General features: G+C 70.4%; 8 protein-coding genes and 3 pseudogenes. 6 read left to right on the top strand and 5 right to left on the bottom strand.

Features of this window, described 5'->3' with window-relative positions; all coding sequences use genetic code 11:
* Positions 1-63: 63 nt before the first annotated feature.
* From ABZ904_RS49540 to ABZ904_RS49530, 3 genes and pseudogenes are all read left to right on the top strand, one after another.
* Positions 64-393, top strand: a pseudogene (locus ABZ904_RS49540) (transposase); the annotation flags it as partial.
* A 46-nt stretch (positions 394-439) separates the two neighbouring features.
* Positions 440-736, top strand: a pseudogene (locus ABZ904_RS49535) (hypothetical protein); the annotation flags it as partial.
* Between the two features lie 156 nt (positions 737-892).
* Positions 893-1462 carry a TetR/AcrR family transcriptional regulator gene (locus ABZ904_RS49530; protein ID WP_361830761.1) on the top strand — a complete coding sequence of 190 codons (570 nt, stop codon included), beginning with the start codon at positions 893-895 and terminating at the stop codon, positions 1460-1462.
* A 351-nt stretch (positions 1463-1813) separates the two neighbouring features.
* On the opposite strand, the gene ABZ904_RS49525 is transcribed toward ABZ904_RS49530, so the two are convergent.
* The 4 genes from ABZ904_RS49525 to ABZ904_RS49510 form a co-directional block, all read right to left on the bottom strand.
* On the bottom strand, positions 1814-2509 hold the full coding sequence (locus tag ABZ904_RS49525) for an alpha/beta hydrolase (protein WP_361830758.1): 696 nt from the start codon (positions 2507-2509) through the stop codon (positions 1814-1816).
* 82 nt (positions 2510-2591) lie between these two features.
* Entirely contained in the window at positions 2592-3356 is a 765-nt protein-coding gene (locus ABZ904_RS49520) for an alpha/beta hydrolase (protein ID WP_361830755.1), read from the bottom strand.
* 554 nt (positions 3357-3910) lie between these two features.
* Complete coding sequence (locus ABZ904_RS49515) at positions 3911-4852, bottom strand: M56 family metallopeptidase (protein WP_361830752.1); 942 nt, start codon at positions 4850-4852, stop codon at positions 3911-3913.
* 14 nt (positions 4853-4866) lie between these two features.
* The gene (locus ABZ904_RS49510) at positions 4867-5244 is read right to left on the bottom strand and encodes a BlaI/MecI/CopY family transcriptional regulator (protein ID WP_359409031.1); all 378 of its coding nucleotides are present in this window, start codon (positions 5242-5244) and stop codon (positions 4867-4869) included.
* Positions 5245-5377: 133 nt separating this feature from the next.
* Here ABZ904_RS49510 and ABZ904_RS49505 point away from each other — a divergent pair, with 133 nt between their 5' ends.
* The 3 genes from ABZ904_RS49505 (at position 5378) to ABZ904_RS49495 (ending at position 8161) form a co-directional block, all read left to right on the top strand.
* On the top strand, positions 5378-6031 hold the full coding sequence (locus tag ABZ904_RS49505; protein ID WP_361830749.1) for a DedA family protein: 654 nt from the start codon (positions 5378-5380) through the stop codon (positions 6029-6031).
* Positions 6028-7245, top strand: coding sequence for a glycosyltransferase family 4 protein (locus ABZ904_RS49500; protein WP_361830746.1), 1218 nt, complete (start codon positions 6028-6030; stop codon positions 7243-7245). Before ABZ904_RS49505 ends, ABZ904_RS49500 begins: the two co-directional genes overlap by 4 nt.
* Before the next feature lie 79 nt (positions 7246-7324).
* Positions 7325-8161, top strand: a complete 837-nt coding sequence (locus tag ABZ904_RS49495; protein ID WP_359409025.1) for an undecaprenyl-diphosphate phosphatase — start codon at positions 7325-7327, stop codon at positions 8159-8161.
* 188 nt (positions 8162-8349) lie between these two features.
* Here ABZ904_RS49495 and ABZ904_RS49490 read toward each other — a convergent pair.
* A pseudogene (locus ABZ904_RS49490) lies at positions 8350-8443 on the bottom strand (plasmid stabilization protein); the annotation flags it as partial.

Raw genomic sequence — 8443 nt, 5'->3', positions numbered from 1 at the left:
ATGACGTCCATGACGCCTCCAGATAGCCGGTGACCAGCCATAACTCAAATCGACATCCGGAAAATCAACCGCTCCATCAGCCAGGAGGCATGGGGGCGCACGGTCACGATGCTGGCGTACAAGGCCGCCCAGTACGGCGCCACACTGGTCAAAGTTCCAGCCCCCGGCACCTCCCAGCGCTGCTCTGCATGTGGCTTCACAACGCCAGGCAGCCGCAAGGACCAGGCCACGTTCGTATGCAAAAACCCGGACTGCGGCTTCGCGGCGAACGCCGACTGGAACGCAGCCCGAAACATCTTGCACCTGTACCGGATCGGCCTCGTGGCGATCCCGGCTGCCGGAAGGTGCAGTCGTCAGGCGCCTAAACGCGTCAAGCCCGCCGCCGCAAGGTAGGCAGGAATCTCCTTCCTGAGCTTGCGAGGGGAGGAGAGCACTTCAATCGGCACTGTTCAAGGCCGCCGAGAAGATCCCCGGTGTCGTCGTCGTACGGGACGCGGTGGACGCGGTGGGCCGGCACGGGGTGGCGGTGGCCCGGCTCGACGAGACCGGCGGCCGGCGCGAGGAATGGATCTTCGACCGGAAGACCCATGTCTTCCTCGGCCAGCGCAGCGTCCAGGTCCGGGAGACCAGCGGCGAGGACGCCCTGATCAAGCCCGGCACGGTGTTGTACACCAGCGCCATCATGAAGCGGGCCATCGTCGACGGCATGAATCAGAGCCCGTCGCAGGCCGGCTGACGGGCCCGTACACCTCCGTCGCACCAGCCCTGCTCCGCCCGTCCGGGCAGAGCAGGGCTCCTGCCGTTCGAGGGGCAGTGCGCCGGACGTCCCACGAGCGCCCGGGCGGATGGAAGGAACGTTCTATATACTCGAAGTGTGTCGAACGTGATGGGTATGCCTGAGGCGGGTCGCCGTTCCGAGGCCCGTGAGCGGTTGCTGGGTACGGCGGGCAAGCTTTTCTACGCGGAGGGTATCCGTGCGGTCGGCGTGGACCGGGTCATGGCGGAAGCGGATGTCGCCCGGGGCACCTTCTACCGGCACTTCGCGGGCAAGGACGACCTTGTGCGCGCCTACCTCGAGGCGACGGACCAGCGCATCCGCGGGGAGGTGACCTCGGCGCGGCAGGCGATCGGTGACACGTCCGCCTTCCTCGGGGCCGTGGCGCACGGCATCGGACAGGAGATGTGCGGACCGGGTTTCCGTGGATGCCCGTTCATCAACGCGGCCGCGGAGTATCCGGACCCGGACAGCGTGATCCACCAGGCGGTGCTGACACACCGGGACTGGTTCCACGGCGTCATCCAGGATGCGTTCCGGGAGGTCGGTGCCGCCGACCCCGCGCGCTCGGCGGATGTGATGGTGGCCTTGCGCGATGGTGCGATGGTCGCCGGGTACCTGGGCGATGCGCAGACGGCGAGCGCCACGCTGGCGCATGGGGTAGCCGCACTTCTCGCGGCCGAGTGAACCGACGGACGCCCCGCGCCTTCTTGATCCCTCGTGGCCTGCTTGCCCCCTCTTGCGGCCGGTTCCCGCCCCTGTTCGGGGCTCGTTCGATGTTCTCGGGTGTGCTGGGCGCACACACCTTCCTCTGCTGGGGAAACGCGTCGGCCTCCGCCCGTTCAGGTGGGGCGGAGGCCGACGGCGGGCTGACTAGCGGTGGGCGGCGGCCCGCTCGATGAGCTTCGTGACTGCGCCCGGGTCGATCAGCTGGACGGCGTGCGGCGCGTTGACCTCGACCGTGTGCGAGTGAGCGCGCGCTGCCATGAACTTCTCGGCGGCCGGAGACATGGCGTGGTCGTCGTGGGCGACGAGGTATCAGGAGGGGATGGTCTTCCAGGCCGGGGTGCCGGAGGGCTCGCCGAAGGTCTGCGCGGCGAGGGGGCGCTGGGTGGCCGCGAGTTCCGCGGCGGTGGCGCTGTTGAGCCGTCCGCTGAGGAAGATGTCCCGGTACTTGTCGGGCTTGATGTACAGGTCGATGCCGGTGTGGCCGTCGGGCTGGGTGAAGGGGACGGCGTTGAGTGCGGTGGGGATGGGGGCCTTCGGGTCGTCGCTGAGGTGGCTGCCGGGGAACTTGGCGGTGATGCCCGCGAGCGTTTCGTCCTTGTCGGGGGCGAAGGCGGCGACGTAGACGAGTGCCTTGACGTTGGGGTTGCCGGTGGCGGCGTCGGTGATGACACCGCCGCCGTAGGAGTGGCCCACCAGGATGACGGGGCCCTGGATCGTCTTGAGGTAGTCGGCCAGGTAGGTGGAGTCGCCGCTGAGGCTGCGCAGGGGGGTGGCCGGGGCGGTGACCCGGTAGCCGTCCGCCTGGAGGCGCTTGATGACGCCGCTCCAGCTGGCCGAGTCGGACCAGGCGCCGTGTACCAGTACGACGGTCGGCTTGACGGTGTGGGCCTTTTCACCGGGGACAGCCGATGCGTTCGTGGCGAGGCCGGCGGCGAGGGCGAGGCCTGCCGCTCCGACGACGGCGAGGCCGACTTGGCGGCGTGTGACGTGGCGGTGCTTGGACATCTGTTTTCTCCTTGTGAGTCGGCGGGACGGAATGGGCTACTCCGCCCGCGGGGAAAGGGGGTATGGGGGGCGTGGGGCCGCGTCAGCCGCGGCCGTACGCGTGATGAGCCGCCCACGCGAGTGCGTAGTCGGCGACTTCCTGCCAACCGTCCTGGCCGACGATGAAGTGGGAGGGGCCCGGAAACTCCCGGTACTCGGTGACGGCCGGAGACTTGCGGTAGAGCCGCCGGTTGGCTCTGTTCAACGTCGGCGGCACGATGTGGTCGGCCTCGTCGGCGATGAAGAGCAGCGGAGCCCGCCGCTCGTTGCGGAAGTCGACCTTGGTGGCGGCGCGGGGGTTGAAGTTGGCGAAGGCGCCTTGGAAGAGCACGCGCGCCGATCCGGGAACGTGGTAGCGCTCGTAGACGGCGGCGGACTCCTCTTCGCTGAGCGTGTTGGTGAAGCCGTAGTGGAACTGCCGCGGCGTCAGCGGGACGGCCTTGTTCCTCCTGGTGGGGTGGCCCAGCACCGGGAAGGCCGACTTGAGGGTGGAGTACGGCAGCGGCAGCACGCCCTTGACGGGGGCCGAGTCGATGGCGACGCCCGCACGGCCGAGACCGCGGTCCAGCAGGACCTGGGTGACGGCGCCGCCGAAGGAGTGCCCCATGATGACGGGCGCCTCGCCGAGATCCCGGATGACCTCCTCGTAGCGGGCGATCACCTCGCGCAGACCCACTCCCGCTGTCCGTGACGGGTTGCGCCTGATGTCTTCCACTTCTCCGTCGATCCCCGGCCAGGCAGGGGCGATGACCCGGTAGCCCTGCGCCCGGTAGCGCTCGACCCACCCTTCCCAGCTGCGTGGCGTCATTCACAGCCCGTGGATGAGCACGCCGGTGCAGCGGGACATCGGACCTCTGGTGAATAGAACGTTCTGTCTCGTTGCAACGTAATGCCCCATCGACGGCCGGACGGCCGAAGCAACCAGGTGTTCCGTGGCGTGCTTCACAGGCGAGGGCGGGTACGGCTCGGCGGGGCAGGCGAATCACCGCGGCGCGGCAGCGGGAGGAAGCGCGGTGACGTACGGATGGAACGCAGCCCCGAGTGATCACTGCGGACAGCGGAAAGGCCCAGGTCTCCTGCCGGGGCCCCTCTTCGTGGAGCGGGTGACGAGAATCGAGTTCGCGCTCCCGGCCTGGGAAGCGACTCGGCGCTTGCGGACACCGAGGTGTCGGCGCCGTCCCCGGCGCCTGTGGCGGAAGCCGCAGGACCTCGCCCGGACGCTGTACGGCACCGGTGCCGTCATTGGCGCGCAGTCGTCGACCGGCACGGCAAGGAACCCGCCGGGCCCGGCAGCTGACCTCCCCGAGCAAGGCCGGACGCACGCAAGCCCCAGGTCGCTGACCTGGGGCTTGTCGGCCGGATCTACCGGGCGCCGATGGTTTCCAGCAGGCGGTGAAGATCGTGGGCGGCTTCGGCGGTGGCGAGCGCTGAGGCCGTGACCACGGCAGCCGTCGCTGCGGTCAGGAGCGAGTGGCGGCCCAGCGGCGGGGCGAGGAGTGCGGCCACGCGGCGGGGGACGGGACCGGCTGTGGCCAGGGGGCCGCGGCGGCCGAGGATGCCGAGGGCGGCGCCCGTGGCGCGGGCGAGGGCCGGGGCGCGATGGGTGGCGAGGGCGGCCTTGCCGACCGTGCGGGCGACGCGGGTGCGGTCGCCGGTGGCGGTGGCGGCGTTCTCGTCGGCCCAGCGTTCGATGGTGTAGTTCACGGCGGTGGCGAGCGGGCGCAGGAGCGGGTTGGCGGCGGCGCCGAGTTGGGCGAGGGCCACGAAGGCGTAGTGGTGGGCCCTCAGGTGCGCGCGTTCGTGGGCGAGCAGGATGTCGTGCTCGGCCTTGTCGAGCGTGTGCAGCATGCCGGTGGAGACGACGATGCGGCCGGGCAGTCCCGGAAGTGCGTACGCGTCCGGGGCGTCGTCCTCCACCACGACCAGGCCGTCGCGCGCGGGCATGCAGGCGGCCTCCAGCGCGGCGGCGGCCAGGGTGCGGGCGCGCCGCCAGAGCATGCGGGCGGCGGTGATCGCGGCGCCGCCGAGCAGCAGGCCGGCGACCAGGGCGACGGAGAGCCGGGCGGGGTCGTCGTGCTGGGCGGTCTGGGCCGACCAGTGGCCGAGGACGGCGAGTTGCGGGATGCGGATCAGGCCGGTGACGGCCAGCAGGCCCAAGGAGATGGTGCTCGCCGCGCCCAGGACCAGGGACGACGCTGCCAGCAGCCAGGTGGCCAGGCGCGGTTCGCAGCGCTCGGACAGCGGGCGCGCACCGAGCGGCGCGAGCAGCGAGAGCAGCAGCGGCAGGTAGACGGCAATGCGCATCCGGGCGGTCCCTTCTACTGTTCGGGGCCGAGCAGCTGGCGCAGTAGGTCGGCGTCCGCGTCGGACAGGCTGTCGGCGAAGCGGGCCAGCACGGCCTCGCGGTCGGCGCGCTCTTCCAGGACGGTGCGCATGCGGCGGGCGGCGAAGCCGGCTTCGTCGGTGACGGGGGCGTAGGCGTAGGCTCGGCCGCGCGCGGTGCGGGTGAGCAGTTGCTTGGTGTGCATGCGGGTGAGGATCGTCACCACGCTGCTGTACGTCAGCTCGCTGCCGAGGCGCTCGGTGACCTCGCCCGGCGTGAGGGCGACGTCCGCCTGCTGCAGGAGCTCGAGGATCTCGGCCTCGCGTACGCCGTTGGCCCGCTTGGGGCCGCGCCCGTGGGTGTCGGCTGCCATGGAGTTTGTCGTTCTCCCGCTCGTCTTCTACAGTCGCGTAGAACTTTTACGGCCGTGTAAAAGCTGTCGTGCTCAGAGTCTGCCATGCGCCCGCGCCCGAAGAACACCGCGCGGAGCGGGAAAGGACCCCGCGGTGCCCCAGGCCGTCAATCCACTGGACGCCACGTCCCTGCTGACCGCGTTCGGCAGCGCGGGCATCTTCCTGGTGCTGTTCGCCGAGACCGGACTGCTGGTCGGCTTCTTCCTGCCCGGCGACTCGCTCCTCTTCACCGCGGGGCTGCTGTGCACCGGCACCGGCACCGGCAGCGTACGCCTCGCCCTCCCCGGGGTGCTGATCTCGGCCGTGGCCGGGGCACTGCTCGGCGCACAGGCCGGCTATCTGATCGGCCGCCGCGCCGGCCGGTCTCTGCTGGCCCGCACCCGTAACCGGCACCTGGCCGAGGGCGTGGTCCGGGCCGAGGAACTGCTCGCACGCTACGGCCACGGAAAGGCCATCGTGCTCGCCCGGTTCATCCCGGTCGTGCGTACCGTGCTCAACCCGATCGCCGGGATCGCGCAGGTGCCGGCCCGCACCTTCACGCTCTGGCAGGCCGCCGGCGGGCTGGTGTGGACGGTCGGACTGGTGCTCGGCGGCTACGGCCTGGGCGCGAGCATCCCGAACGTCGACCACTATCTGCTGCCCCTGGTCGGCCTGATCGTCGCCGTCTCCCTGCTGCCGCTGGCCCTGGAAGTGCTGCGTGCCCGCCGTCGTGGGGCCGCCGGACCGAACCCGGAGACCCCCGCGTGAAGATCACCTTCTTGATCCACGACATCTACGGGATCGGCGGCACCAACCGCACCACCCTCAACCTGGCCGCCTCGCTCGCCGATCGCCACCAGGTGACGGTCGTCTCCGTCCGCCGCCACCGCACCAGCCCCCGCTTCGCCATCGACCCCCGGGTGGTCGTGGTGCCCCTGGTCGACGTGCGCAAGGACTCGGCCGATCTGGCCGATCCGCAGCTGCACCAGCCGTCGCGGGCCTTCCCCGCAGCCGAGAAGCGGCACCACCAGTACAGCCTCCTCACCGACCGGCGGGCCGAGGAGTACCTGCGTGACTGCGACGCGGACGTGATCATCGGCACCCGGCCGGGCCTCAACGTCTACCTGGCTCGCTTCGCCTCGACCCGCGCGGTGCGCATCGCCCAGGAACACCTCACCCACGACACCCACAGCAGGAAACTGCGAGCCCAGCTCGCCCGCCACTACCGCGACCTGGACGCCGTGGTCACCACGACCGATGCGGACGCCGCCGTCTACCGGACCCGGATGCGGCTGCCGGGAGTCAGGGTCCTGGCCGTCCCCAACGGGGTGCCCGACCCCGGCCTCCCACCGTCCGACGGCACGTCCAAGACCATCGCCGCGGCCGGGCGCCTGGCCCGCACCAAGCGGTTCGACCTGCTCATCGAGGCGTTCACCGAAGTCGCGGCCAAGCATGCCGACTGGACCCTGCGCATCTACGGGTCCGGGACCGAGCAGGAGCGGTTGCGGCAGCTGATCGACGAACAGGGCCTGGCCGGCCGAGCGGTGCTGATGGGCGTCGTCTCGCCGATCGAGCCTGAGTTCGCCCGCGCGGCGATCGTCGCTTCCGCCTCCGACGCCGAGTCCTTCGGGATGACCATTGTCGAAGCGATGCGCTGCGGCGTGCCGGTGGTCGCCACCGACTGCCCGCTCGGTCCCGCCGAGATCATCCACGACGGCGTCGACGGACGTCTGGTCCCCATGGGCGACCGCCAGGCGCTGGCCACCGCCCTGCTCGACCTCATCGCGGACGAGCCCGGCCGCCGCCGTATGGGCGAGGCGGCCTTGATCGCCGCTCGCCGCTTCGATCCGGACCGCATTGCCGGCGCCTACGAGGAACTGTTCGACGAGCTCGCCGCCGCCCGGCACACACGCGACCGGCCGCACGGCACGGCCCGGTGGGGCGGCAGTGTCCGCCGCACCCTGAGCAGACTGCGCCCCTGAACCAGGCCCGCTTCGACACCGCCCGTTTGCACCACAGCGCGTGCAGCCCTCACACCCGCCCACCGCAGAGATGGATCCCATGAGCGCTATCAGTATCGGCCAGTCCGTAGTCCTCGGAGTCGTCGAGGGGTTGACCGAGTTCCTGCCCGTCTCCTCCACCGGCCATCTGAAGATCACCGAGGGGCTGATGGGCATCCCCGTCGACAACACATCCGTGGTCGGCTTCACCGCCGTCATCCAGGTCGGTGCGATCGCCGCCGTACTCCTGTACTTCTTCAAGGACATCGTGCGGATCGTCTCCGCCTGGGGCCGAGGGCTGGTCGACAAGAACGAGCGCTATCACCACGACTACAAGTTCGCCTGGTGGGTCATCTACGCCACGATCCCGATCGTGGCCGTCGGCCTGGTGGCCAAGCCGCTCATCGAGGGGCCGCTGGCCTCGCTGTGGGTGGTGGCAGCTTCGCTGATCGTCGGATCCGGTGTGATGTGGGCGGCCGACCAGATGGGCCGGCACAAGCGCAGCGAGGACGACACCAGCTTCAAGGACGCGATGCTGGTGGGCAGTTCGCAGATCCTCGCGCTGCTCTTCCCCGGCTTCTCCCGCTCCGGCGCCACCATGTCCACCGCGCTCGTCCTGGACCTGGACCGGGTCGCCGCCACCCGCCTCTCCTTCTTCCTCGGCATCCCGGCCCTCACCGGCGCGGGCCTGTACGAACTGAAGGACGCCGTCGGCACCGGGGTCGGCGCCGTACCGCTCGCCGTCGGCACCGCCGTCTCCTTCGTGGTCGCCTACGCCTCCATCGCCTGGCTGCTCAAGTTCGTCGCCAGGCACTCCTTCAACGCCTTCGTGATCTACCGCCTCATCATCGGCGTGGGACTCCTTGGACTGCTGGCCACGGGAGCGCTGACCGCCTGAGGACGGGGTCCAGGATGAGCCGCGAGGGGCTGGTGGACGCATTCGCCCGGGCCGGACGTCACCGTAAGAAGAGCGCCACCTGACCACGCCCCCGGCTCACGCAGGACGTGGCAGGTGGCGCTCTCGCTCAGCACCGAGTGCGTTCCAGCGGATCACGAGAGAGGCGGCCGGCAGCCGTCTTGATGCGGTCAGCGGCCGAGGGCGTTCTCCAGCTGCTGCTTGGTCATCGAGGAGCGGCCGTGGATGTTGCGCTTCTTGGCCTCCTCGTACAACTGGTCCCTG

Source organism: Streptomyces sp. NPDC046900 (assembly GCF_040644975.1).
Lineage (GTDB): Bacteria > Actinomycetota > Actinomycetes > Streptomycetales > Streptomycetaceae > Streptomyces.
This window is presented reverse-complemented; position numbering and strand designations above follow the sequence as displayed.

Bases quoted from the DNA above. Each gene is read 5' to 3' on its own strand.
- ABZ904_RS49520 (WP_361830755.1), bottom strand. From the start codon at position 3,356: ATGACGCCACGCAGCTGGGAAGGGTGGGTCGAGCGCTACCGGGCGCAG.
- ABZ904_RS49495 (WP_359409025.1), top strand. From the start codon at position 7,325: ATGAGCGCTATCAGTATCGGCCAGTCCGTAGTCCTCGGAGTCGTCGAG.
- ABZ904_RS49525 (WP_361830758.1), bottom strand. From the start codon at position 2,509: ATGTCCAAGCACCGCCACGTCACACGCCGCCAAGTCGGCCTCGCCGTC.
- ABZ904_RS49510 (WP_359409031.1), bottom strand. From the start codon at position 5,244: ATGGCAGCCGACACCCACGGGCGCGGCCCCAAGCGGGCCAACGGCGTA.
- ABZ904_RS49515 (WP_361830752.1), bottom strand. From the start codon at position 4,852: ATGCGCATTGCCGTCTACCTGCCGCTGCTGCTCTCGCTGCTCGCGCCG.
- ABZ904_RS49530 (WP_361830761.1), top strand. From the start codon at position 893: ATGCCTGAGGCGGGTCGCCGTTCCGAGGCCCGTGAGCGGTTGCTGGGT.